The sequence below is a fragment of the Litoreibacter roseus genome (assembly GCF_009811795.1).
GTDB lineage: Bacteria > Pseudomonadota > Alphaproteobacteria > Rhodobacterales > Rhodobacteraceae > Litoreibacter > Litoreibacter roseus.
The window spans coordinates 305,597-331,267 of record NZ_BLJE01000002.1 but is presented as its reverse complement, the minus strand read 5'-3'; the positions used below and the strand labels follow the sequence as shown (position 1 = coordinate 331,267).

24 protein-coding genes are annotated in these 25,671 nt (G+C 58.5%); 12 read left to right on the top strand and 12 right to left on the bottom strand.

Going from position 1 to position 25,671, the window contains the following annotated elements; translation table 11 throughout:
* Positions 1–24 precede the first annotated feature (24 nt).
* Positions 25–1,275 carry an NADH:flavin oxidoreductase/NADH oxidase family protein gene (locus KIN_RS08610; RefSeq protein ID WP_159806029.1) on the top strand — a complete coding sequence of 417 codons (1,251 nt, stop codon included), beginning with the start codon at positions 25–27 and terminating at the stop codon, positions 1,273–1,275.
* Here the strand turns inward: KIN_RS08610 and KIN_RS08605 are convergent.
* The 4 genes from KIN_RS08605 to KIN_RS08590 form a co-directional block, all read right to left on the bottom strand.
* Positions 1,272–3,395 carry a N,N-dimethylformamidase beta subunit family domain-containing protein gene (locus tag KIN_RS08605; protein ID WP_159806027.1) on the bottom strand — a complete coding sequence of 708 codons (2,124 nt, stop codon included), beginning with the start codon at positions 3,393–3,395 and terminating at the stop codon, positions 1,272–1,274. The genes KIN_RS08610 and KIN_RS08605 overlap by 4 nt on opposite strands.
* Positions 3,392–4,684, bottom strand: coding sequence for a TRAP transporter large permease (locus KIN_RS08600; RefSeq protein ID WP_159806025.1), 1,293 nt, complete (start codon positions 4,682–4,684; stop codon positions 3,392–3,394). Before KIN_RS08600 ends, KIN_RS08605 begins: the two co-directional genes overlap by 4 nt.
* Entirely contained in the window at positions 4,681–5,163 is a 483-nt protein-coding gene (locus KIN_RS08595; protein ID WP_159806023.1) for a TRAP transporter small permease, read from the bottom strand. The genes KIN_RS08600 and KIN_RS08595 overlap by 4 nt, the downstream gene beginning before the upstream one ends.
* Positions 5,164–5,241: 78 nt before the next feature.
* Positions 5,242–6,240 (bottom strand): TRAP transporter substrate-binding protein, encoded by a 999-nt coding sequence (locus KIN_RS08590; RefSeq protein ID WP_159806021.1) that lies wholly within the window; start codon positions 6,238–6,240, stop codon positions 5,242–5,244.
* A gap of 129 nt (positions 6,241–6,369) precedes the next feature.
* Between KIN_RS08590 and KIN_RS08585 the strand changes: the two genes are divergently transcribed.
* On the top strand, positions 6,370–7,263 hold the full coding sequence (locus KIN_RS08585; RefSeq protein ID WP_159806019.1) for a LysR family transcriptional regulator: 894 nt from the start codon (positions 6,370–6,372) through the stop codon (positions 7,261–7,263).
* A 14-nt stretch (positions 7,264–7,277) separates the two neighbouring features.
* On the opposite strand, the gene KIN_RS08580 is transcribed toward KIN_RS08585, so the two are convergent.
* Positions 7,278–7,865 carry a YceI family protein gene (locus tag KIN_RS08580; RefSeq protein WP_159806017.1) on the bottom strand — a complete coding sequence of 196 codons (588 nt, stop codon included), beginning with the start codon at positions 7,863–7,865 and terminating at the stop codon, positions 7,278–7,280.
* A 66-nt stretch (positions 7,866–7,931) separates the two neighbouring features.
* Here KIN_RS08580 and KIN_RS08575 point away from each other — a divergent pair, with 66 nt between their 5' ends.
* From KIN_RS08575 to KIN_RS08540, 8 genes are read left to right on the top strand one after another with little or no spacing between them, the layout of a single operon-like run.
* Complete coding sequence (locus KIN_RS08575; protein ID WP_159806015.1) at positions 7,932–8,732, top strand: endonuclease/exonuclease/phosphatase family protein; 801 nt, start codon at positions 7,932–7,934, stop codon at positions 8,730–8,732.
* Positions 8,729–9,472 carry a CDP-alcohol phosphatidyltransferase family protein gene (locus tag KIN_RS08570; RefSeq protein ID WP_243144868.1) on the top strand — a complete coding sequence of 248 codons (744 nt, stop codon included), beginning with the start codon at positions 8,729–8,731 and terminating at the stop codon, positions 9,470–9,472. Before KIN_RS08575 ends, KIN_RS08570 begins: the two co-directional genes overlap by 4 nt.
* Complete coding sequence (locus tag KIN_RS08565; protein ID WP_159806013.1) at positions 9,469–11,076, top strand: sulfatase-like hydrolase/transferase; 1,608 nt, start codon at positions 9,469–9,471, stop codon at positions 11,074–11,076. Before KIN_RS08570 ends, KIN_RS08565 begins: the two co-directional genes overlap by 4 nt.
* Before the next feature lies 1 nt (position 11,077).
* Positions 11,078–12,010, top strand: a complete 933-nt coding sequence (locus KIN_RS08560) for a lysylphosphatidylglycerol synthase transmembrane domain-containing protein (RefSeq protein ID WP_159806011.1) — start codon at positions 11,078–11,080, stop codon at positions 12,008–12,010.
* Positions 12,007–13,005, top strand: coding sequence for an ABC transporter substrate-binding protein (locus KIN_RS08555; protein WP_159806009.1), 999 nt, complete (start codon positions 12,007–12,009; stop codon positions 13,003–13,005). Before KIN_RS08560 ends, KIN_RS08555 begins: the two co-directional genes overlap by 4 nt.
* A gap of 4 nt (positions 13,006–13,009) precedes the next feature.
* Positions 13,010–13,768, top strand: coding sequence for an ABC transporter ATP-binding protein (locus KIN_RS08550; protein WP_159806007.1), 759 nt, complete (start codon positions 13,010–13,012; stop codon positions 13,766–13,768).
* A gap of 3 nt (positions 13,769–13,771) precedes the next feature.
* Complete coding sequence (locus tag KIN_RS08545; protein WP_159806006.1) at positions 13,772–15,319, top strand: ABC transporter permease; 1,548 nt, start codon at positions 13,772–13,774, stop codon at positions 15,317–15,319.
* Positions 15,316–16,362 (top strand): glycosyltransferase family 4 protein, encoded by a 1,047-nt coding sequence (locus KIN_RS08540; protein WP_159806004.1) that lies wholly within the window; start codon positions 15,316–15,318, stop codon positions 16,360–16,362. Before KIN_RS08545 ends, KIN_RS08540 begins: the two co-directional genes overlap by 4 nt.
* A gap of 4 nt (positions 16,363–16,366) precedes the next feature.
* On the opposite strand, the gene KIN_RS08535 is transcribed toward KIN_RS08540, so the two are convergent.
* From KIN_RS08535 to leuC, 6 genes are all read right to left on the bottom strand, one after another.
* Positions 16,367–17,320 carry a DMT family transporter gene (locus tag KIN_RS08535; protein ID WP_159806002.1) on the bottom strand — a complete coding sequence of 318 codons (954 nt, stop codon included), beginning with the start codon at positions 17,318–17,320 and terminating at the stop codon, positions 16,367–16,369.
* Positions 17,321–17,469: 149 nt separating this feature from the next.
* Entirely contained in the window at positions 17,470–18,585 is a 1,116-nt protein-coding gene (gene leuB / locus KIN_RS08530; RefSeq protein ID WP_159806000.1) for a 3-isopropylmalate dehydrogenase, read from the bottom strand.
* Positions 18,586–18,655: 70 nt separating this feature from the next.
* Positions 18,656–19,645 carry an endonuclease/exonuclease/phosphatase family protein gene (locus tag KIN_RS08525; RefSeq protein WP_159805998.1) on the bottom strand — a complete coding sequence of 330 codons (990 nt, stop codon included), beginning with the start codon at positions 19,643–19,645 and terminating at the stop codon, positions 18,656–18,658.
* 65 nt (positions 19,646–19,710) lie between these two features.
* On the bottom strand, positions 19,711–20,640 hold the full coding sequence (locus tag KIN_RS08520) for a hypothetical protein (RefSeq protein ID WP_243144867.1): 930 nt from the start codon (positions 20,638–20,640) through the stop codon (positions 19,711–19,713).
* A 161-nt stretch (positions 20,641–20,801) separates the two neighbouring features.
* Entirely contained in the window at positions 20,802–21,407 is a 606-nt protein-coding gene (gene leuD / locus KIN_RS08515; protein ID WP_159805996.1) for a 3-isopropylmalate dehydratase small subunit, read from the bottom strand.
* Positions 21,407–22,810, bottom strand: a complete 1,404-nt coding sequence (leuC, locus tag KIN_RS08510; RefSeq protein ID WP_159805994.1) for a 3-isopropylmalate dehydratase large subunit — start codon at positions 22,808–22,810, stop codon at positions 21,407–21,409. The genes leuD and leuC overlap by 1 nt, the downstream gene beginning before the upstream one ends.
* Positions 22,811–23,053: 243 nt before the next feature.
* Here leuC and KIN_RS08500 point away from each other — a divergent pair, with 243 nt between their 5' ends.
* Together KIN_RS08500 and KIN_RS08495 are read left to right on the top strand one after the other, a co-directional pair.
* On the top strand, positions 23,054–23,665 hold the full coding sequence (locus KIN_RS08500; protein ID WP_159805992.1) for an SOUL family heme-binding protein: 612 nt from the start codon (positions 23,054–23,056) through the stop codon (positions 23,663–23,665).
* Between the two features lie 76 nt (positions 23,666–23,741).
* A complete protein-coding gene (locus tag KIN_RS08495; RefSeq protein ID WP_159805990.1) occupies positions 23,742–25,127 on the top strand; it encodes a mechanosensitive ion channel family protein in 1,386 nt (461 codons plus the stop codon).
* A 56-nt stretch (positions 25,128–25,183) separates the two neighbouring features.
* Here the strand turns inward: KIN_RS08495 and KIN_RS08490 are convergent, their stop codons facing one another.
* Complete coding sequence (locus tag KIN_RS08490; protein ID WP_159805988.1) at positions 25,184–25,633, bottom strand: c-type cytochrome; 450 nt, start codon at positions 25,631–25,633, stop codon at positions 25,184–25,186.
* Positions 25,634–25,671 lie beyond the last annotated feature (38 nt).

Genomic DNA, 25,671 nt, shown 5'->3' with positions numbered 1-25,671 from the left:
ACATATTCGAAAGGACGGCCGTAAATGACTGCAGACCGACTGTTTGAAGACCTTCATCTGCCCAACGGCTCAGTGCTGTCAAACCGCATCGCGAAGGCCGCGATGGAAGAAAACCTTGCAGATTGGGGGCAAGTCCCGGGCGAACGGCTGCAGACGCTGTATCGACGGTGGGCCGCAAGCGGCGCGAGCCTTCTGATCACCGGAAATGTCATGGTCGCACCAGACGCGCTGACGGGGCCGGGCGGGGTCGTTCTGGATCACAAAGCACCTCTCGATCCGTTTCGCGAATGGGCTAAGGCCGGTCGTACAAACGGTTCGCAATTCTGGATGCAGATCAATCACCCGGGCCGGCAGGTCTATGCAGACATGGGGGAGGACGCCGTTTCTGCGTCCGATGTCGCGGTGAATATTCCGGGGTTTAGTAAGCTCTTCGCCAAACCAAGAGCGCTAAATGCAGGGGAAATCGCGTCACTGATCGAAGCCTTCGCAACAACCGCGAGCCGCGCAGAAGAGGCCGGGTTCACGGGTGTCGAGATTCACGCCGCCCACGGTTACCTGCTGTCACAGTTTCTGTCTCCGTTAACCAACCAGCGAACAGATCAATGGGGCGGATCGCTCGAAAATCGGGCGCGGCTTCTTTTTGATGTCGTTGCAGCGGTCCGGAACTCCGTGGCACCCGGCTTCTGTGTCGCCGTCAAACTGAACTCAGCGGATTTCCAGAAAGGTGGTTTCGACGCGGAAGACGCGAAATGGGTCGTCGCGCATCTGAACGGCAAGGGCGTCGACTTGGTCGAGCTGTCCGGCGGCAGCTATGAAAGCCCCGCCATGCAGGGACGATCCCAAACCGAAAGCACGGTCAAGCGCGAAGCGTACTTCGTCGAGTTTGCCCGTGACATCGCGCAGGTGGCCGAGATGCCGCTCATGATCACCGGCGGCATTACCCGGATTGAAACTGCGCGCGCCGCACTGGCGGACGACACCGGTGTGGCCATGCTAGGGCTCGCGCGTGCATTTGCGTTCGCGCCGGATCTGGTCAACGGCTGGAAGGACGGTACTCAGGATGTAATCCATGTGCCGCAAGTCACCTGGAAAAACCGCGCCCTCGCGGGACTCGCGACGATGGCTCTGGCCAAGGAGCAGTTGGAACGGATGGCGGTCGGTGCTTCGCCAAACCCGGGTGTTTTCGCGCCGCTGGCCCTGATAAAGGAGCGGTTCCGGACGGCGAAACGCACCAAAACCTATAAAAGATGGCGCGCCACAGATGGGGCTGGTTAGTGCGGGTCAGATAGCTTTCGGCGCATCACGTTTTGCAGCAATTGCGAGACGTTGTTTTCGAAGTTGTTCCACGGGAGACATCCGCAAAAGGTAATGGACCCGGTTGCGAAAACGGAACCGCCGCCCGGCACGTCAAAATGGATCATGTCCGCGTGCAAAGCATCCGCTTCCGGGCCGCCGCTGAGATTGGTTAAGTGCGTCAGCTGTTCTTCAGGCACCAGCATGAAGTCTTCGTCCCTGGTGACCGAGCGGGCAAGAAGAACCGCGCTGTCCGGCGTGCCAAGGTGGCCATCGATATGGTCCAGTTCGAAACCGGCAGCCCCACCGCCTGAGAACCCGAAATCCCCTATGACGTCATCCTCAATCCCGTCGAAAATCCAGTCATAGGCGGGATCTCGACACGTCCGAACGTAAGGATCACCGGTGAAATCCCCCTGTGCGGCGAACCCTATGCCCACGAGATCCTGAGGTGGGCGCGCATTGCGACGCCAAAGCCCGCCATAGGTCCCATCAAATGCATTGTAGTATTCACCCGGCTCCGCCGCCCAGGCACGAATGCCGTCTTCGGCGCGCCGGATCTCCAGCAGGCTGTCGTTTTCTTCATGGATCGCAATGCGCCAATAGAATCCGTTCGCCCCTAGATAGAGCAGATGGCCGCCCCCATCCCGATAGTTCCGCAAAGCATCAAGGGAATTCTTTGTATGGTACTCAGGGTGCGTCGCGGTCGTGACGGCCCGGTAACCTTTGATCGCCCCAAACCCGTCCCGGTGCAAATCCATATCTGTGACCAGATCGTAGTCGATGCCCTTCGCGTGCAGCCAACTGATCAAATGGCCGTCCGCCTGGAAGTGCCGCAGGCCAGAACAAGACGTGGCCCCGAACGTCAGAAATCCTGGACGCAGGTTGAAAAGCGGCCGTCTATGGGATGCGTGACAAATGCCTGACCCGTCAGAGTGGTAGTTATACGTCGACAGCCCATAGTTCTGATGATCAACCGGATTATGGGGATAGGCCTGCCATTCATCCATCCGGTCCTGCCAACTGGGATCATAGTCCGGGCGCGCGTGATTGCCGTAAACCGCATAGGTAAACGTCGATACGAGTACGCATAGCTTTGCCGTGGGACGCCCCAGCTTCGGACACACGAAAAAAGGGATGGCGTCCTCGTGCCCATCGGCCTCAAGCCGCATGATGTAGACACCGGATGGCATGTCATCTGGAACTGCAAAGTCAAAGCTTGTCTGCCATTTGAAGTCATAGATGTCGTCTTCATGGAAGTGGATCGCCGCATAGTGGGCAGGCTTGTGGGTCCAGTTCATCTCGCTTCCGTCCCATGCGGAACTGGTCATCGCGCGCGTCGGAAAGTTGACAAGCTGCAGCTCTGGTCCGGTTTGAGCCGCGACCGTCGTGGTCGATATCTCTTTGGAAAAATCCCACTCCGCAACGCAGGTGCCATCGACGCTTACGCTCGGCGCTTCGATCTTTCCGCTGAAATGCTGGGTCGCCGCACCGTCCGATAACATCTTGGCCGCAACAACTGGGCGGCCCAAGGTGGTCAAATCCGATTGTATGTCATGAGTGGTTTCAACCGCTGGACCCGAGGTCCGTCCAATCGGTACATGCCGCAAAAGAAGACGGTTCGCCCCAAGCGTTGCCTCCAGCATGACCCATTGGCGCAACTTCAAGGGCTGTCCGGAAGTTGTAACCTGATCGCCGGCCCCCAGGGCAAGCGCGCCGTCCGTGTCAATTTGCAGATCAAGGTTACCGATGCTCAGTACGGTCTGGGGCCGGTCTGAGCGCAAAGTCGGAAACACGACGGCGCTCAGCGTAATGTCATGCCGGCCCGCGACAGAGATCGCTTGCGATGCCACCGCATAGGATCCCGGAAAAAACGGCTGGTGCGTGGACGGGAAAGAGGTCGGTTCGAAGAACGCCGAGGCATCTTCTTCTACAATCCCCGGCCCATCCGGGTTCGGATCGGCGCTGATGGACCGCACCAGGCGAGCCGTGACAGGCGATTTCACAGATGAGGAGACCTTAAATTCAAGCGTCTCGCCCGGCCGTGCGGACATCTGCTCACAATAACCAAGAAGGGGCGGGTTTTCCTTTTGCCCGCTCATAGGGATGGTCCGTAAACAAGATCAGGCAGGAACGTCACCCACTCGTTGTAGAACACCAACATCAGGATCATCACCAGATACGGGACCAGCAACGGTAAAACACCGACCGAGATATCTTCGATCGACACCCGGCTTATTCGCGCTGCCACAAAGAGATTGACCCCAATGGGCGGGGTAAGAAATCCAATCTCGCAGGTCATCACCGTGAAGATACCAAAGACCACGGGATCAATGCCAAGACTCGTGACCAACGGGAAGAAAACAGCAGTGAAGATAATGATCTGTGGAATGCTTTCCAACCACATGCCGACGATGATGTAAAAAATACCGATCATCAGCATCACCAACCACGGGAACTCCGCCAGTCCTTGAAACAAACCAAGCACTGAGGCGGGGATGTCAAAGATCGTGACGAGCTGTCCAAACGCCTTGGTCGACCCCAGAATGAACAGCACGGTGCCGATGACGATCGCAGTGAACTTGAACGCAGAGAACAGCTTGGCCCACGTCAGGCCCTTGTAGATGAAAAGGCCGACAAAGAAGCCATACGCCACAGCCACGCCGGCCGCCTCAGACGGTGTGAAAATTCCGGCGTAAATACCCCCAAGGATGATCACTGGGGCAAGGACGGCCCATTTGCCCTCCCACAATGCCTCCAACAGTGGACCCCATCGGAACTTTTCCCCCGTGCCACCATACCCGTGTCGAACCGACAGCAGGAAGACCACAATCATCAACATGAAGCCCAATATGATGCCCGGAACGATGCCCGCCAGAAACAGCCGCGGAATAGACACGTCTGTCACCAGCGCGAAGATGATCAACAAGTTAGACGGCGGGATCATCGACCCCAGCGCGCCAGCCGCCGCTGCAATCGCCCCTGCAAAACGGGAACGGTAGCCTTCTTCCTGCATGGCCGGAATCGTAATGGACCCGATCGCCGCTGTCGTCGCAGGACCAGACCCTGACAGAGCCGCGAAGAACATGCAGGCCACGACTGTCACCAAACCCAGCCCGCCTTTGTAAGCGCCAACCAGTTTCTGGGCGATATTAACCAGTTTCTCGGACATACCCCCCTGTTCCATCAACTGGCCCGCCAGAATGAAAAGGGGGATGGTCACCAAGGGAAACGGCTCGAACGCAGTCCAGGCCGCCTGCGCCATCAAGGTCATCGGGATGTCTGCGATCATCAGACCCGCGACGGTGGCCAGCCCTGCGGCGAACGGGATAGGAACACCAATGGCCATCGTAAAGACGAAGACCGCCGCCATGAGAAGCGGGCCGTTCACAACGGCAAATCCCGGAACCCGTCAGACCGCCAGCGCCAATAGACCTGAAAGATGCGGAACAGCATCAAACCGAACAGGATCGGAATGAACATCTGGATCCAGCGCTGCTCAATTCCCAGCCCCGGTGTTTGATAGGTCACGTTGAACAGAAGCTGCGTGTAAGTCGTGGTCTGGAATATCATGAAGATGACGAACCCGACCCAAAGCAGATCGGCCAAGACAATACAGCCGACCTGAAGCGCACGGGGCAATCTGTTGACCAGCAGTGTGATACGAATATGCGCACGGTCCCGCACGGCCATCGTGGCACCAAGGTAGACGGCGAAGATCATGCCGTAGACGGCCGTCTCTTCAGCCCAGACAGCCGCAGAATGGAAGAAGAACCGCAGCACGACCTGCATCAGCACAGAGCAGACAACGATACATAGAAAAATCGTGCAGAGGACCTCTTCGAAGTAGCGATCCAGCTTTGACAGCATCTTGGCCTCCGAGCGGGGGAAAGTGGACGCGCCTACCTAAATGTAAAGCGCGCCCATACTCGTCAGAGAGTGGTGGTCCTACTCCGCAGCGTCTCGAATGGCTGTCACAAGTTCCGTGAACTCGGCCCCTTTGTCAGAGGCATATCTATCCTGCACCCGTTGTCCGGCAGCGATAAAATCGGTCCGATCAAATTCAGCCGTTTTCATCCCACCCTCACCGGTCAGGAAAGCCCGGATCTCGTCCGTTTGTCGGGTCATTTCTTCTTTCTGGTAGATGCCTGCATCCCGCGCGGCGCGCATCACCGCGTCTTTCTGGGCATCATCCAGTTTGTCCATCACCCGCTGACTTGCAAACAGCGGAGAGAAATAGGTGAAATGCTCCAGAGCCGTGAAATGCGGCATGATCTCATAGAACTTCTGGGACTTGATGAAGGACGTGCCGTTGTCTGCGCCTTCCACCGTACCGGTCTGCAGCGCGGTCGGCGTATCGGCCCAAGGCAGCGGGATCGGTGCTGCGCCAAATTCCGTGAATGTATCGATCATCACCTGATTTTTCGGAACACGGACTTTTAGGCCCGACATGTCCGCCATGTTGGTGATCGGGTTGCGGGAGTTATAAAAATCCCGGTCGCCAACAAAGCCATAGGTCAGAAGGTGCACACCAGTCGCATCCAACAGCGCGGACGCGAATTGCTGACCGACCTCGCCTTCCAGAACGCGGTAGGCGTGGGCCTTGTCCTCAAAGATGTAGGGCAACACGAATGCATCCATCAGCGGAAAGTGCGGCGAGACGTTGTTGCCGGTGATCACGTGCATGTCAACGGTGCCAAGCTGCATCGCCTTGAACGCCTCATCCTCGCCGAGCAACTGACCGCAACACCGGACCTTCACATCTATCGATCCGTCCGAGTATTCCTCGGCCAGCTCTTCAAACTTGTTGGCCAGCACGCTGTAGGAGCTGCCCTCGGCGGCGGCGTATCCAAGATTGATGACAACATCATCTGCCAGCGCAGTTTGGCTGGACATGACAAGCGCCGTCAGCGCGGCTCCGGCGGACAGAAGTCTGGGCAGATGCATTGGGGGGTGTTCTCCGCTTTGGTTGACCCCAGATCGCCCGAGGTAAGTTTTAGGTTGCGAAAAATTTGCCACAGCATGCATTGCTTGTATAATATCGAATAGGTTCTTTTTGATAATATTTAGGCATCAATGAAATTTGGCCTCCGCCACATGCGCTACTTCCTGGCTGTCGCGGAGGAGCTTCATTTCCGCAGAGCGGCGGATCGTCTGGGGATTGCACAACCCGCGCTAAGTCGTGCCATCCAGCATCTGGAGGCCGAATTGGGCGTTGTTCTGTTCGAGCGATCCAACCGCAACGTGCGACTGACACCCGCCGGGCAGGAGTTCTTGGACGGCACTCACGGTATCCTGAATGCGGTCGATCACACCGTCGAAAACACCCGTCAGGTCCACGCGGGCGGAATCGGAACAATTCGGGTCGGCTATACTGACTTCGCGATTGCCGGAACGCTGCCGAGTCTGCTTCAGACGTTTCGCGGCAAACAGCCCGGCATAACGCTCCAGCCTCATCACGACGTCACGACGTTACAGCTGGAGAAGCTGGCCGCCGGAGTGCTTGATATCGGTTTTGTAACGGGCCCGGTCAGCAAACCGGACTACGAGCAGATCGAGATCCAGCAAGATCAGCTTGTCTGCATCGTGCATGAGAACCACCGGTTGGCGAACCGGCAATCCGTCAGGCTAGACGAATTGGCCAACGAGGATTTCATCCACGGCCCCCCAAGAGAATGGGAACATTTCTATGCCCACCTCATGCCGCTCTGCCGAAGCGCCGGCTTCATACCCCGCATCGTGCAGGAAGCGTTCAACTCTGCGGGTATCCTAGGCCTTGTAGCCAGCGGCATGGGGATCACGATACTGACAGAAAGCTCACTGATCGCGGCGCGGCGCGGATTGATCCCGATCCCCATCGAGACCACCGCCGAACCGCTTAGCACGCTTGCGATCTGGAACCCGCAATCGCTCAGCGGATCAGTCGCAAGGTTCACCGAGTTTCTTCAAGCCCGTATGGCGCAGGCATGAAAAGGCGCCTGCGATTATTCTATCCGCATCGCTTCCGTCTCAATACGGATATCAACCTCATCCCCCACCAGACCGTTGGCCACGGCATAGGTCATCCCATAGGTGCTGCGCTTGAGAGAACCGTCGATAGAGAGCCCGAGCACAAAGCGCTTGTGACCAAACGGGTACGCCTCCGCCTTGTTCAGCGTCACATTCAACGTGATCGGGTGGGTCTGGCCCAGAATAGTCAGATCACCGGTCACTGTACCGCTGTTCTGACCCGAGGGATCGCCGCCCTCTGCGGTGAACGTGATTTCTGGGCTCTCTGACACATTCAGGAAATCACTTCCCTTGACGTGGTTGTCGCGGGCGTCATGGAAGGTATTCACGCTTTTTGAGGCGATGGTGACCTGAACGTCGCTCAGTTCCTGTGTTTCCATGTCGTACATGAACGTGCCCGCCACTTCGCCGAAGATACCCAGCGTTGCCGCGTAACCGACATGATCGACGGTGAACATGACCGCCGTATGATCCGGGTCGAGCTCATAGCGTTCAGGAGCTGCGGAAACAGCGGTTGCTGCAAAAGTCGTTGCAAACAGAGCCGTGGCAAAAAGGTGTCTCATTCGATCCTCCCTCAAGGTGAGTTGGGCAATTTATTCATATTTACATAAGATGCACTGGATGCACCAATGAGCAAGCAATGGTGTCAAACAAACGTGACCGGAGACACCGTGCAAAGTCCTGACCTGACATGTGCCACATGGAATGTGCACCGCGCCAAAGGGCGGGACGGAAAACGGGATCCGGGACGGATCGTCAACGCGATAGAAACCGCAATAGCGCCAATAGAGCCAGATGTTCTGGCACTGCAGGAAGCAGACGAAGAATGCCCGCCACACGCGCAAATCCTCGATATCCCTGCCATCGAAGCCACAACAGGCCTACACTGCATCCACACTGACCCGGCACTGAGATGGGGACCGGAAAGTTCTGGGTTTCTGGGGACAATCCTGTTTGTCGCGCCTCGTCTCAATGTGGTCCATACCGATCTGATCGATCTGGCGGGGCATTGTCACCGCGGTGCGGTCAGCCTTGAGCTTACCGATGGCCTGACCCGGTTCCGCCTGATGTCCATGCATCTGTCCCTGAGCCAATCCCTGCGGGCCGTCCAGATGCGTACCTTGGGTCAGTACATCCGACGGCGGCCTTCTATGCAGACGGTGTTGCTAGGAGATTTAAATGAATGGCGTCCATGGGGCGGCTTTGCGTTCTCAAAATCCATGCTCGGTCGGAAATTTAGCGGACCGGCCCCTGCCACCTTCCCGACGCGCACGCCGATCCTACCCCTCGACCGCATCATGAGCGATGAACCGGGGACCGTGCGTGAGGCGCGGGTTTTGAACACGCCGGAAACCAATATCGCATCGGATCATTGCCCGCTGGTGGCCAAAGTGACAATAAAGGGCACCGTGCTAGGTGAGCCAACATGATTGAAAGCGATCCGTCACATCCCCACCGTCTTAGGCTAGAGACGCGGCCTGCCGTATCGTTTGCGGCGGCCGCTTTGGTCCTGATGGTGGGCGCGACGGGGATAAATCTTTGGATCTATTCCGGAGCGCTTCTGCCCGTTGGCATCACCGTTGCAATGTTCGCGTGCGTGTCGGGGCTTGCCGTTCGTGGGATTGCGACAGGCTACCCGCACGCCGGCTTGGGCGCTTGCAACATCGTCACCCTGACACGTGCCAGCCTCTGCGCAATCCTTATCGGCGCGCTGTTTCAGACCGAGTTGCAGGCAACATCTTCCTGGACGCTCTTTGTGATCGCCACGATTGCCTTCTCGATGGACGGCCTCGACGGCTGGCTCGCGCGGCGCGAAAGTCTCGTGTCTGACTTCGGGGCCCGCTTCGATATGGAGATAGACGCACTTCTTGGCGCGACGCTGGCGCTGCTTCTCTGGCAAAGCGGGAAAGTCGGACCCGAAATCCTCGCGCTGGGGTTCATGCGATATGCCTTCGTTGCCGCATCCTTCGTGTTTCCATGGCTTTCCGCCCCTTTGCCGCAGAGATTCCGACGCAAAGTCATCTGCGTTGTTCAAATCGCAGCCCTGATTTTTCTGATGACCCCGATCGTGCCCGATGCCGCACGGCTGCCTGTTTCGCTGGCCGCAACAGCCGTGTTGATGTGGTCCTTTGCGATTGACACGCTGTGGCTGGCAAGGCGCTCAAAATGAAGCGCATACTTCTTCTGGGTGGGGGCGTCGTTCTGGTGTTCCTCGTGCTCGTCCTTCCGAACCATCCCGGTACGATGAAATGGACTGCGCTCAACCGTTTCCCTCTGGAATTGCCTGTTCTGATCCTGACGCTCGTCGCGCTGCGACCCCGCCTCTTTCTGCCGGTTCTCTTCGCGACGACCCTCGTGCTTGCGGCGCTGATGAAGGTCGCCGATTACGGGATGTTCGTCGCGTATAATAGACCGTTCAACCCCGTTCTGGATGCCTTTCTGGTCGAAGCGGGGTTCAACCTGCTCGAAAACAGCGTGGGTCGCCCACTGGCCATTATCCTGCTGGTAGGGTTTGGGCTGCTTCTCGCGGTTTTGTTCTTCGCTCTAATCTATACGTTTCGCGCGTGGTCATGCGTCGGGGGTCGCCCGATAGTGCGGGTAAGTGCCGGTCTGATTGCTATCGCATTCAGCGTCATCACCGTCGTCGATGCGGGTCATGCATTGAAGATGTGGAAGCTGCCCGAAAGCCCCCCTGGCACATCATGGACAAGCCGATTGATGTTCAAGCGCGCGGTCGAGATGCAGGCCACGGCAGCGGACTTGATCCAGTTCCGCCAAGACGCGGCGCAGGATCCCTACGCCGATGCGACCGGCCTTTTTGACATGATCGGTCCACGCGACGTGATCCTGATTTACATCGAAAGCTACGGCAGAACATCCTTTGAAAATCCTCTCTACACCGACACGCACCTTGCCACTCTGACGACGGCGGAACAGTCCCTGCGCGCTACCGGTTTCGGTATTCGATCCGGTTGGCTGACATCCCCCACTGCCGGTGGGCAAAGCTGGCTCGCACATGGCACGCTGTCGACCGGGCTCTGGACGTCGGACAACGGCCGCTACAACGCCATGCTTGGCAGCGGACGCAAATCACTTTTCCATCTGGCGGCGGACGCTGGGTTTCGGACCGCAGCTATCATGCCTGCGATCACAATGGGCTGGCCGGAAAGCAGCCTGATGGGGTTCGAGCGGGTGCATCCGGCAGCGGACATCCCCTATAAAGGCGCGCGCTTCAACTGGGTGACCATGCCGGATCAGTTCACCCTTGGAACCTACCGCGACATTCTGGGCGAGGATCCGCGCCCCGATTTCATACAGATCGCCCTGATTTCATCCCATGCGCCTTGGGTCCCGATCCCGCCACTGCTGGAGTGGGATCAACTCGGTGATGGAACCGTATTTACCCAATACGCCACCCAAGGTCCCACCCCAAAAGAAGTGTGGCGCGACCGGGACCGCGTGCGCGAACAGTACCGATTGGCCATTGATTATGCGCTGCAAGCCACATTTTCGCATGTTGCCCAGCTTGGCGATGAAGCTCCACTTATCCTTGTTGTCGGCGATCATCAGCCCGCGGGTTTTGTGTCTCAGATCGACAGCCACGATGTACCACTCCACATGATCGCGCCTGATACGGTCCTTGAACAGATCAGCCATTGGGACTGGACACCCAGCCTGATCCCAGATGCAGAGGCGCCGGTCTGGCGTATGGACGCATTCCGGGATCACTTCATCCGGGCGTTCACCTCCCCCGGCCCATTGGCGGCACGCTAAAATGCTGCGGTTTGCCCTCAAATTCCTTGTGTCCGCTGCGATGATCGGCGCGCTGCTGCTCTTCACGGACAGTGCGCAGATTGCGGAAAAACTGAGAGGTGCAGATCTGAGCTGGCTGGCGGTGGTACTCGCCTGTCTGACCCTTAGCACGTTTCTGATGGCCAAACGATGGCAATGGGTCGCCCAGAACTTCGGGCTTGAGATCGCCTTCGGTCGCGCCGTGCGCGAGTACTACCTGGCCCAACTGATCAACATGATCCTACCGGGTGGGGTTGCCGGGGACGCAGCACGGGCCGTCCGGGTCCGGGATACCGGCGACCTAAGCCGTGCTGCGCAATCGGTCATTATAGATAGACTGATCGGGCAAATCTGCCTCTTCACCCTGATGTTTCTGGGCTTCGTTGTGGTTCTTTGGGTGCCCGGCGGTGTCGCGTGGCCAAGCTGGATCTGGCTGGTCCTTGCCGCAATGCCTGTCATCGCGGGCGCAGTGCTTTTCTTTGCAAGGGGCGACGGCCGCATTGGGGGATTCCTCACACATCTCGTGCGCAATCTGCGCGAGCCGCGTCAGGCGTTCCTTGCAGCAACCATCGCTGTGCTGCTCTGCTACAGCATGTATGCAAGCGCCCGCGCGATCGGCGCCATACTGCCCGCGAGCACCGTCTTCACGCTGATCCCGCTTGTGCTGACCGCCATGCTTGTTCCACTGTCGATCGGTGGTTGGGGGTGGCGCGAGGCCGCTGCGGTCGTTCTGTTCCCCATGGCCTCGGCATCGGCCAGCGAGGGGGCGGCGACGGGAATCGTATATGGAACCATGATACTACTGGCGGCCTGCCCCGCGTTCCTGTTTCTTCTAACAGATACGAAAAATACAAAAGCGGCAGAAGTCGCTGAATACACACCTGAAAAGTCCGACCGAAAGCTGGAGGTCCAATGAAACTTACACGTACTCCGACCCGCAGAAGCGTACTATCGACCGGCGCCGCAGCACTTGGCGCAGCAGCGTTTGTGCGCCCAGGCCTCGCCTTGGCGAACACCCCCGCAAACCTGCAATTGTCTTGGCTGCATTCGGTCCAGTTTGGCGGAAGCTATATCGCGGCTTCCAATGGATATTGGGCTGACGAGGGACTGGACGTCACGCTGACGCCGGGCGGCCCAAACGCACCTGTAGAACCCCCTGTGGTTTCTGGGACTGCTTTGGTCGGCATTTCGGCGGCAGACTATACCGCTGCGGCGGTTGCTGAGGGTGCGCCCTTCAAAATCATTGCCGTCGCGATGCAGAAAAATCCGTTCGCCATCGCCTCGCTGGCCGCCAACCCTGTCAACAGCCCCGCCGGTCTGGTGGGAAAGAAGATCGGGATGTCGACGAACAACACACCGGTTTTGCAAGCGCTGTGTACACTCAACAATGTCGACATAAACGAGATCGAAATTGTACCGACCCAATACGATGCCGCGCCGCTGGTCTCGGGTCAGGTGGATTGCCTGCTGTGCTGGGCCACGGACCTGCCGGTTGCCATGACAATTCAGGGCGTAGACAACGTGACCATGCTGATGGCGGATCACGGATATTCGGTCTATTCGCAGACTTATATCGCGACGGAAGACAGCATCGCCAACAGGCGCGCCGAGATCGTTGGCCTGCTCAAAGGTGAGGTGCGCGGGTGGAACGACTACCAAAAAGACACCGACGCCGCGGCCGTACTCACTGTCGATATGTTCCCCGATGCAGGCCTCGACCTTGAGGCGCAGAAACTGCAAGCCGAACGCCAGTTGCCGTTGATGTTCTCTGACCTAACCGCAGCAGAGGGCTTCGGCTGGTTCACAGAGGACGGCATTGCACAAAACATCGAGACCCTTGCGCTTTTGGGTCGACAGGTGACACCCGCACTTTGGGATCGCTCCCTTCTGGAAGAGGTGCATGCGGTGTAGTCCTATGTCCGGCGCCGCGGTTGAGCTGAACGGTGTCTCCAAGGTTTTCGGCACAGGCGACGCCAAAGTAGACGCCGTGGCGCCTTTGGATCTGATGTTGAAAGCAGGTCAGACCACCGCACTGGTCGGGCCATCCGGGTGCGGTAAATCGACAGTTCTGCGCATGATCGCGGGGCTGGAGGATCCAACCACCGGGACCGTCCAGATCGGAACAGAGACACCGAAAGCCCTGGCCCGCCGCGGCGCCGTCTCCATGGCTTTTCAGGACCCATCATTGCTGCCGTGGCGCACTTTACACAGCAACATCGCGTTGGGACTGAAACTTGCGCGCAAACCCAGCAATCCTGATCAGGTGAACGCACTGATTGATCTGGTTGGCCTCAGCGGATTTGGCGACCGCCGCCCCGCTGAACTGTCGGGCGGGATGCGTCAACGGGCCGCCATTGCCCGCTGTTTGATTTCCGAACCCGAGCTTGTTCTGCTTGATGAGCCTTTTGGGGCTGTGGACGCGATTACCCGCAATCGGCTCAATCTGGAATTGCCGCCGCTCTGGCGCGACCGCGGAACGACCGCTGTGCTGGTCACGCACTCTGTGCAGGAAGCGGTGTTGCTGTCAGACCGCATTCTCGTCCTTTCCCCCCGACCTGCTGCGGTGGTCGCGGACATCACGGTGGATCAGACGACCATCCCCGTCCCGAACACGCCAGACTTCCAGCGCGTATGTGATGATGTTTCGGATGCCCTCGGCGCCGTGGCCGCCTGACATATGACGCGAACACGCGGCATCCACGGTTGGCTCAGTGCCCTTGCTGCCCTGGCCTTGTGGGAGATCGTCGCGCAGATCTACCCAAACAGCTTTGTCATCGCGGGCCCCCTAGACGTTCTACGACATATGGCTGAAAACACTGGTCTGCTATCCCGCGCCGTCACCGCGACGCTGCACAATGCGGCTTGGGGATTTCTCTGGGGCAATCTTGGCGCGATCATTCTGTCCTGCACTGTGATCTTGTTGCCGCGCAGCGAACGAACGATTTCCCTACTGGCGCTGACCGTCTTTTGTCTGCCGCTTGTTGCAACCGGGCCAATCCTGCGCGTGCTTTATGGACCGGGCAATGGCCCGCAGATCGCGCTGGCCGCGCTAGCCGTATACTACACGACCTATCTGGCGCTGGTCGTTGGGCTTCGGGCGATCCCGCAAAACTGGTCGGACCTCACGCGCATTTACGGACGCGGAAGGATGACCGAGCTTTTCTACATCCGCGCGCGCGCCAGCCTGCCTTATCTGATCGCGGGCCTGCAGATCGCCGCGCCCGCGGCTATTCTGGGTGCGATGATCGGCGAGTTTACGGGCGCAGACAGGGGCTTGGGGGTGTTGACCTTGCGGGCCATGCGCAGTCTGGACGTGGACGCCACTTGGGCGCTTGCGAGCCTTGCCGCGACCGTATCCATCTTAGTCTACGGCATCATCGGCTGGATCGGACGTAGGTTGGTTGCGCATCCGGCGAGCATTCTTATGACGCCGCCCCCAGTACAGGGACGCGAGAATTGGAGCCGAAGCTTGGGCAAGGCTGTTGCACTGATCGCGCTCGTTCTGGTCCTGTGGCACAGCGTGATGGATATATTCGATCTCAATCGGTTCTTTGCCAAGCGGCCGCTGGACATCTGGCGGTATCTGACGACCAATGACGAGGCGCGAAGCACGCTACGCACCGCCCTGACCGAAACAAGCGCGCTCACCGTACCGGGCTATTTGGCGGGACTGGGGCTTGGCGCGGGTCTGGCGATCTTGCTAACCCTCGTCCCAGCCCTGTCAGCCACGGTTCTTCCGGCTGCCATTGCGCTGAGATCCGTGCCCATCATTACAACAGCACCCCTGATCGTGCTTGCCTTGGGGCGCGGTGCAGCGGGCACGATCATCATCGTTGCCGTAATGATCTTCTTCCCCACGCTTATTGCCTGCCTGCAAGGCTTGCGCCAAACGCCCGGACAGATCATCGATATGTTCGACAGCTACGCGGCCGGGCGCCTGCGGCTGATGAGATGGGCGCGCATCCCGGCAATGCTGCCCGCTTTCTTCGCCTCGGCCCGCATGGCCATTCCGGCAGCCTTTCTGGCGGTCACGACGACGGAATGGCTTGCGACGGGAAAAGGGATCGGAAACCTCATGGCACTGACGGCGACAACATCGAACTACAACATGCTGTGGAGCGCGATTGTCGTCGTAACCGCCGCCGCCACGCTGGCCTATCTCGTCGTTGAGCGTATCGAGCGTGCCATCCTGCGCGTTTACGCAAGCGAACAGGTGCAGGGATGAACGCTGTCTTCGCCATCCCCGGTGATATGCACCAACGCACCGGTGGCTACATTTACGAAGCAACCGTTTTGCGAGTGCTCAATGAAATCAACTGCTCAACAGAGCATCTGCAACTGCCCGACAGCTTTCCTGACCCTACGCCAGGCGATATGGTCGCAACGCTTCGCGCCTTGCAGGACATTCCAGCAGACCGTCCGGTCATCCTCGATGGGCTCGTGTCCGGCGCTATCGACCCCGATGGTATAGCTAATTTGGCGGCGCCCGTGATCGCGATGGTGCACCACCCGCTTGGGTTGGAGACTGGTCTGCCGCCATCACGCGCCGCTGAGCTTTTGGCAAACGAGGCAGCCGTCCTGAAGCATGTTACCCATGTTCTCGTGCCCAGCGCTCACACCGCCGATATTCTGACCAAGCAATTCGGCGTTCCCGAAGACCGCATCACAATTGCTCTACCGGGATTTGATCGACCAAAGATCACGGCAAAACCGTCGAACCCACCGCTGATCCTGTCAGTGGGGCTTCTCGCCCCGCGCAAAGGGCACGACGTCCTGCTCGACGCGCTCGCCGGTCTGAAGGATCTCGATTGGCGTGCTGTTATCGCGGGAAAGGTGCACGACGCGGCCTACGCGTCCTCCTTGATTGATCAGCTGACGCGACTTGGCTTGGCGGGCCGGGTCCAGTTCACCGGCGAACTCAGCGCCTTAGACCTTGCAGACCGCTTCGCAGCGGCAAGCATCTTTGCGCTCGCCACCCGCTACGAAGGCTACGGCATGGTGTTGAGCGAGGCTATGCTCTACGGGCTACCGGTCATCTCTTGCGCCGTGGGGGCCGTGCCTGACACCGTTGGAGATGCCGGGATTTTAGTACCACCAAACGACCCGGAGCAGTTGGCAGGCGCGTTAAGAACCTTGCTGACCGACCCCGCAGCCTACAAGCAGTACAAAGCGGCAGCCGTCGCAAAGGCGAACGATCTGCCGACATGGCAGGATACAGCCAAAATAATTGCAAGCGTGATCAAGGATGTAGCTAACCGCGCGCTCTAGCGGCCTATTCGGGTGGCTTTCTCGGCCAAAGCGAGGGGGCGATCCGCGGGGTTGTCCCCGTCTCGGGACGGCTGCGGGTGCGCAGAACAGGGGTTTCGGACTCTTCCACCCGGCTTTCGCGGAGCACGATATAAAGACCGCTGGAAATGATGATAGCGGATCCAATAATCGTGTTGAGACCTGGCGCCTCATCAAAGAAAAACAACCCGTAGGCGGTTGCCCAGATGATCTGGGAATACTGCATGGGGGCCACGACAACGGCCTCCCCGGTGCTATAGGCCGCGATCAGGAACCGTCCGGCGGTCCATGCGAAAAGGGCAATCACACCCAAGCGGGCCAAGTCCTGAATGGGCATGGGTTGGTAGACCAGCGGCAAGAGCGCGGCCATCACCACGAAATTCGCCATCATCGGATAAAGCATGATCACGACGGGCCGCTCCTCCCGACCAATCTTACGCACGATGACCGAGGCAAATGCACCGCAGACGGCAGCAACCAAAGCCGCGGCGTGACCCAGTTCCAACGCGGTCTCGCCCGGTTGCAGAACAACCAGAACGCCGCAAAGCCCGACGATCACCGCAAGCCAGCGGCGCAATTTGACTTGCTCACCCAAAATCGGGATCGCGAGGATTGTGATCAGCAGCGGCGACGCGAAGAGGATGGCGTAGACCTGCGCCAAGGGCAGCACCGAGAACGCGTAGAACGCGCAAAACCCGGTGACGACGGCCGCCAATGTACGGGCGATCATCCAATAGGGATGTTTGGGGATCAACGTCCCGCTGGTGGCGTCCCGCATCAGATACATCGTGGCCAGTGGGAAGCTGAAGAGAACGCTGAAGAATACGATCTGGATGGGGGAATACGCCGCCGCACCCAGGATCTTGATGATCACGTCATGGGTGGCGAAAATCCCGAACGCAATCAGGGCATAGAGTGCGCCTTTGGCGTTCTTTGACATGGATACCCCAACTCAGCTTCGCCCCGACACTGTCTTGCGGGTCCGGGCGCGTCAATGCTTCGCACTGTCCGCAAATGCGGCAAATCCTTCATGCACTGACAAGCGTCCTTGCAGCCTCACTGATTAGGGCAAACCGGCTTAACGAAGGCTTACTTTTTGGCACTTTCGGAAAGTGCATCAAGGATCGCATCGCCCATGCCGGACGTCGACACAGGCGTTCCACCATCGGGGCCCATCAGATCACCCGTGCGAACACCATCGGCCAGCACTTTCTCAACAGCCTTTTCAATGCGAGCGGCCTCTTCGCCCTGATCGAACGAGTAGCGCAGCGCCATGGCAAGACTCAGGATGCAGGCGATGGGGTTCGCCTTGCCTTGGCCGGTAATATCTGGCGCCGAACCATGGACGGGTTCGTACAGCGCCTTTGGCCGACCATTTTCCATCGGTGCGCCAAGACTGGCGGAGGGCAGCATCCCGAGCGATCCGGTCAGCATGGCAGCACAATCGGACAGGATGTCACCAAACAGGTTGTCCGTGACGATCACGTCGAACTGCTTTGGCGCACGCACAAGCTGCATAGCGCCATTGTCGGCGTACATATGACTTAGCTCGACATCCGGGTATTCGTTCTCGTGAACCCACGAGACCTCTTCCCGCCACAGAATACCGCTTTCCATGACATTGGCCTTTTCCATCGAACAGACCTTGTTGCTGCGACGGCGCGCCAGTTCAAAGGCAGAGCGCGCCACGCGGCGGATCTCGTTCGTCGTATAGCGCTGCGTATTAACGCCTACGCGACCGCCCTCATTGTCATCCTGAATGCCCCGTGGCTCGCCAAAGTAAACGCCTGAGGTCAGTTCCCGCACGATCATGATATCAAGGCCAGAGATTACTTCTTTCTTCAAAGACGAAAAATCAGACAACGCATCGAAACACTGCGCGGGACGCAGATTCGAGAACAGGTCCATCTCCTTGCGCAGGCGCAGCAGACCCCGCTCGGGCTTCACGCTGAAGTCGAGATTGTCGTAGGCCGGGCCGCCGACAGCGCCAAGCAGAACCGCATCGACCTCCTGCGCTTTGGCCATGGTTTCATCGGCCAGCGGAACCCCGTGCTCGTCATAGGCCGCGCCGCCGACAAGATCGCGCGACACATCAAATTTCAGTCCTCTCTGGTCGCCCAGCCAATCGATCACGCGTTCGACCTGGGTCATAACTTCTGGACCGATGCCGTCGCCGGGCAGAATTAACAAAGAGAGATTTGACATGGGAAAGCTCCGTCAGAACAGGTGTTTGCGGCCTATCCTGCGGTGTTCCCTGCGTCAAGACGAAGGCAGCTCAATCAAGGGCAACGTCAACCCAGACAGCCCGGTGGCGCGACCCAAATGTCTCCGGCGGGACGTCGGGTGGCCAATGAACCCCAGCATCCACGACCCGTAGGTCAGTAGACGGCAAAACATAATCGACCCGCAAATTTCCAGGGCGGGTGTCCGAGTTCGGCCAATCGACGGTGTCCTGCGACGGTGGGGTCACATGCCCCGCATCGGCCGCCTGCTGCGCGCCGTCTGACGCGGGGCGTGGGTCCTGAAGATTGGGACTGGCGAGAAGGGTTGAAATCGCCGCATGCGATCCATCCCCATCATGCGGATCGGCATTCAGACCCGCAGCGATCACAAATGGAACGGACCCGGCCTCGGCCATATCCGTCCAGAACCTGATCTCTGCTGCGTTGCGCAAGCCGTTCCGGTTTTCGGGACCGTCAAACACCGGCGGACCTGCTTGAGACGCCCAGATCTGAACGGGGCCGTCCGGCGTCTGGATCGGAACAACCCAAGCGCCAACCGTGTGCAGACGCAGGACGTCCAGCACCTCAGCTGAAAAATAAGGCTTGCCATCGATCACGGGCAAGCTGGGGCCGGGCACGTCCTTCCAAAGGACATCGGAATAGTCGCCAACGGTGTCTTCAAGGATCGGAAAGCGTGACAGAATCCCAATGCCACCTTGCCCCGAGAACGTGCCGTAGCCTTGCGCATCTCGCGCCTCACCAAGGCGACCGTTCTTATCGAGATCAAAGCCCGTTCCCGTCCCGGTATTCGGCCGGCGCATGAAATGGTGAGGTAGGTCCAGCCCGTGATCCCGAAGCGCGTCAGCAAGTACGTCCAGAACGACGCCATTGTGATCAAAGTCGATGCCTTGCAGAACCGCGATATCGGGTGAGACAGCCGCAATCTCGGCAAGAACCGCCCCGATGTCTTCGTCTTCGCCCTTAAGGATATCCCGAACCAACAAACCGGGACCCTTTCGGTCCAGCCCCGTATTGAAGCTCATAACCCGAAAAGGGTCAGCCGCGAGTGCCTGCGTGAGGCACCCGAGCGCAAGATAGCAGAGGGCTGCTAGGCCCGCGCGAGACTTGGCTGGATGGCACCAGCGCCGCGCGTGCGGTAATGCTCGATCATCTCGGCAATCCGGTTCATCGCGATACCGCGCATGAACAGGCTTGCGGGAAGGAAGGTCCATACTGCGATCATCCACACCAAGGTCTGCGGCGCTTGGCTCATGGATGTGTCGAAGAAGCCCGACGCCGTCTTTACAATCAGTGGCGTCAGGAATGGCAGTAAAAACCCTAACGTAATGTTAAAGCGCGCATCCCGGTTCAGACGGGTCACGATGTCGCCACCCATGGTTGGGTCGAAGGTCGGCAGGTTCGTCCAGAAGTTGAACCGCTCGGCTTGGTTCGGCCACTGGCTGACACGGATGACAATCATAAAGACCGCCAGCGATACCAGCGCCACAAGGTAGCTGATCCCGGCACTTGCCCGCACGAGGCTCAGATGATCGGGGCTCACGTCCTCTGGCATCAGGTAAATGACCAGTCGAACAGGGCTGTATGGAAAGTCGATCACGTGACCGACCAGAAGACCCACAACGGTTATGAACTGCGTCAGCGTTGTCGGATCGGACAAACCGCGGAAGACAATCGACAGGAAAAAGACGATCAGGAACAGCGTGATGAACCGGATGCGGTTCAGCGGCGGCGCATTTCTGAATTCGATCAAGGCCGGATAAGATGATGAATATTCAATCAATGTGATAAGCGCAGCGAAGAACGCAATCAGAACAACGATCTGAGTCGTGTCCTGAGATTGTCCCGGCAACAGCAAAGATGGTGTCGCAATCAAAAGTACGACGAAAAATGCGCGGGCAACCGCCCCCGTCACGCGCGAAATCACGTCAAACAGCCCCTCAAAGTGATCGGAGACAGAGCCCAAACGCTCTTCCTCCTGACCTGATCTTTTGGCAATAGCCTCCAGGTTCTTTTTCATTTTAATACAATCTTCCCCAATTCCCCTATGGTCTCAACCTTTGGATAAGGCGGGGGGAATTTGTTGGGAGGAATCGTGTTTTTCTTGTGTCACCGGAAAAGTTCCGATGCAATATCTAGGCCTGATTTAGAGACAAAGGCCCAGATATAGCTTTTATTGTGTCAAATCCATGGCCGAGCAGTGCTCGCACTTGCCTCGAACTTTTTGATCGCATCAGCCTTACCTAAGGTCAGCCCAATATCGTCCAACCCCTCAAGAAGACAGTGTTTTTTAAAGGCATCGACCTCAAAATTGAACACCTCACCATCCGATGTGGTGACCGTCTGTGCCTCCAGATCGACGGTCATCCGGGCGTTCGCCCCCTTCTCGGCGTCCTTCATCAAAACATCCACCTGTTCTTGCGGTAAGGCGATGGGAAGGATCCCGTTTTTGAAGCAGTTGTTGTAGAAGATGTCGGCATAGCTGGGCGCGATCACGCAGCGGATGCCGAAATCCTTGATCGCCCAAGGTGCGTGTTCCCGCGACGATCCGCAGCCGAAATTTTCGCCCGCCACCAGTATCTCGGCGTCGCGGTATTGCGGCTTGTTCAGTACGAAATCGGGAATTTCATTGCCCTGCCGGTCATAGCGCATTTCGTCAAACAGGTTCACCCCAAGGCCCGACCGCTTGATCGTCTTCAGGAACTGCTTGGGGATGATCATATCCGTATCGATATTGACCAACGGCATTGGCGCCGCGATCCCTGTGAGTGCTTCAAACTTATCCATTACATCATCTCCCGCACGTCGGTGAGCCGGCCGGTCAACGCCGCGGCGGCTGCCATTCCGGGGCTGACAAGGTGGGTCCGGCCCTTATAGCCCTGCCGTCCTTCAAAATTGCGGTTGGAGGTGGAGGCACACCGCTCCCCCTCGCTGAGTTGATCAGGGTTCATCGCAAGGCACATGGAACAGCCCGCCAAGCGCCATTCGAACCCGGCGTCCTTGAAGATGTCCGCCAGACCTTCTTCTTCCGCCTGCGCGCGCACAAGACCCGAGCCCGGCACGACCATCGCGCGCAACCCGTCCTTGACCTTTTTGCCCTTCAGAATTTCGGCAGCGGCGCGCAGATCCTCGATCCGGCCGTTGGTGCAGGACCCGATGAAAACAGTGTCGATTTCAACCTCGCTCAGCGGCGTTCCGGGCGTCAGGCCCATATAGTCGAGAGACCGCTTGGCCGCTTCGACCTTGCCGCCTTCGAAATCCTCGGGCGCCGGTACGGTGGCCGTAATCGGCAGCACGTCCTCGGGCGATGTACCCCAAGTGACGACCGGCGCAATATCTTCACCCTTGATCGTCACGACCTTGTCGAAATGCGCACCGTCGTCGGTGAACAGCGTGCGCCAATAGGCCTCCGCCGCTTCCCAGGCCGCGCCTTTCGGCGCATGGGGACGCCCCTTGCAGTATGCGTAGGTCTTTTCATCGGGTGCGATCAGACCAGCACGCGCGCCGCCCTCGATAGCCATGTTGCAGACCGTCATCCGCCCTTCCATGGACAGATCGCGGATCGCCTCACCGCAATATTCAATGACATAACCTGTGCCACCGGCGGTACCGGTCTCACCGATCACCGAAAGCGTGATGTCCTTTGCCGTCACACCAGGGCGCAGCTTGCCGGTGATCTCGACCTTCATGTTCTTCGATTTCTTCTGGATCAGCGTCTGGGTCGCCAGAACATGCTCCACCTCGGAGGTGCCGATGCCGTGGGCCAGCGCGCCGAATGCCCCGTGGGTCGCCGTGTGGCTGTCGCCACAGACAACTGTCATACCCGGAAGGGTCCAGCCCTGTTCCGGTCCAACAATGTGAACAATCCCCTGCCGGACATCGGAGACGGGGTAGTAGTGGATCCCGAAATCCTTGGCGTTGGTATCCAGCGCTTCAACCTGAATGCGGCTTTCCTCGTTCATGCCGCCATTCGCGCGATCCAGCGTGGTAGGCACGTTGTGATCCGGCACGGCGATTGTCTTGTCCGGTGCATGCACCTTGCGGCCTGCCATGCGCAGCCCTTCGAAGGCTTGTGGGCTTGTGACCTCGTGTACGAGGTGGCGGTCAATATAAAGCAGGCACGTGCCGTCTTCGGCTTCGTGGGCGACGTGGTCGTCCCAGATTTTGTCATAGAGGGTGCGGGCGGTCATTTTAGGTCCTCTCCCGGTATAGATGTGAATAGGCGTCGACGAAGGGGCAGCCGCCTATAGACGGGCCAGAACCGTGAAGGTCGCGCCGTAAAAGCGCTCGCGCAGACGGGCGCGATCATCCATGTCGAAAATGCGTATCATAAGGGGGCCATACCGCGCGGGGACGAGTCTCGCAAGAGTGCGAATAATCCAATATGCTACTCACAGCGTATAATGATCAAAGAATTAAGGGGTAGATGCACTATGGGCATCGAAGAAACGACCTTCGCAATTGCCGCGGGTGTTCTGCTGAGTGCTGTTGGCGCCGCGCAGGCGGACACCACAGCCGACTACAAGGGCTACGAGACACCGCCCGCCGAAGTGATCCGCAGTGCAGGTGATATCGAACTGCGCCGCTACGCCCCCCACGTGGTTGCGGAAGTGCGGGTCAGAGGGTCCCGGCGCGGTGCGGCCTCCAAGGGGTTTCGGATGCTGGCGGGCTATATCTTTGGCAAGAATGAAACCGATGCGGGCGACAGCACCAAGATCGCGATGACAGCCCCCGTCACTCAGATGCCAGAGGGCGACGCCTGGGACATTCGCTTCATGATGCCCGCAAGCTATACCCTCGACACGCTGCCCACCGCCAAGGATCCGGCGATCCGGTTCTTTGAAACCCAGCCGGAGACACAGCTGGTTCTACAGTTTTCCGGTCGCTGGTCGGATGCCATCCTTGGTGAGAAGACCAATGACCTGCGTCAGTTCGCGGCTAGCGAAGGGCTTGAGATTGTCGAGCCGCCAATCTTTCACTTTTATGATGATCCGTTCACCCTGCCATGGAACCGGCGGAACGAGGTCGCGTTCCGCGTCGAGTAGTCCATCTTGCGGGCTGGCCCTGACCCATGCCAAAGTGAAGCAACGCGCGGAATAATACGTGCAATGAACGGGGCCAATGTCAGAGCACACCAGCACACTTCCTGAAGATCTGGCGCCTGAGGCTGTCGTCGAGTTTCTGGACCTGAGCCAGATGCTGTTGATGCAGAGCGAGGCCTTTGTCCAAACACTCTGGCGCCCGTGGAACGCCTATCAGATCGCAATCGCCGTGGGCATGTTTGTTCTGGCGCATCTTTTGCGGGCCATTCTTGGGCCACGCATTCGTGCATGGATGGGCACACGGGAAGGTTGGCCGAAATGGCGCCTGCGTCTTCTGGCCATCGTCCACCAACGCCTGCGATCGATTTTCTTTGTCGCCCTGATATGGGTGGCCGTCCTGATCATGCGCGAGATGACGTGGCCCAGCCGGTCCTATCTGCTGGGCATCATCGCAACGCTGGCGACCGCGTGGCTTTTTGTTGTGTTCCTCACGCGACTGATCCGGTCGCGGTTCTTGCGCATGGTCGTGCGCTATGGCGCGTGGGTCTACGTGACGCTCTATATTCTGGGCCTGACAGCAGACGCCGCGCGCATTCTCGACAGCGCCGCCATTGAACTTGGCGATATGCGCCTGTCGCTGCTGATCGTGGTACAGGCCTTTGCGATCCTTGGTGCGCTCATTGCCGTGGCGCGCTTTGCCACGCGGACCACAACGCAGCGCATTCAGGCCAACGAAGAAATCTCACCATCCATGCGGGTGCTCATCGTCAAGATGCTGCAAATCGCCTTCTACGGTCTGGCTTTTTATCTTGGCGTCAAAGCGGTGGGTTTGGATCTGACCGGGCTTGCGGTCCTGTCTGGTGCCATCGGTGTCGGCCTTGGTTTTGGTCTGCAAAAGGTCGTCTCAAACCTTGTCTCCGGCGTCATCATCCTACTCGACAAGTCGATCAAGCCAGGCGACGTAATTTCGTTGGGGGAAACCTTCGGCTGGATCAACTCCCTCGGCGCGCGTTACGTGTCGATCACCACGCGGGACGGCAAAGAATACCTGATCCCGAACGAAGACCTGATCACGAACCAGGTGGTCAACTGGTCTCACTCGAACGAGTTCGTCCGGCTCGATATCTTCTTTGGAACGTCCTATGGCTGCGATCCCCATGAAGTTCGGAAAATCGCAATCGAAGCCTCAATGGGCGTAAACCGCGTACTGCAGTTTCGCCCGCCGGTCTGCCATATCGTGGGCTTTGGGGACAGTTCCGTCGACTATATCCTGCGGTTCTGGATCTCCGATCCGACGGGCGGGCTGACCAATATCCGGGGTAATGTCTATTTGGCGCTCTGGGATGCGTTCAAAGAAAACGGCATCTCCTTCCCGTTCCCGCAGCGGGAGGTTCGTTTGCTCAACGACGACGCGCCACAGGGGTTGGAAGGTCACTCAAACGACAAAACTCTGATGTCGGAATGAAAAACGGCGACCCGTGGGCCGTGGGCCGCCGCATTTCAGGACTTTGATGTGTCAGATCAGCTTTCAGGGGCCGGACCGACTGAAACCAGATAGGCCCAGATGTCCTTGGCTTCCTGCTCATCGCGCAGTTTGTAGGACATTTTCGAGCGGGCATTGCCCTCAACCTTTGTCTCAAGCCAAGCCTTAGGGTCGGCGACGTAGACGACGAACTCTTCTTCGACCCAACCATCGGGCATCAGGCCCTCTTCGGAGATGGAGGCCAACGAGTCACCGTAGCGGTAATCTTCCACCGATCCGGGCACACGTTGATAGATGCCATAGAGGTTCGGACCAGTGCGTCCGCCCTTCTGGATCTCGGTTCCGTCATCGGCCACGATCATGTGGCAGGACCGGCATTTCTTGAAAACATTCTCGCCTTCAGCCGCATCACCGGTGGCATGACCATCGGCAAAAGCGGGTGCAGCGAAGAGTGCTGTCGCGGCGACAGCAATGGCTGGGAATTTCATTGGAATCGTTCCTCCTACTAGCTGCAGCCATACTTAAA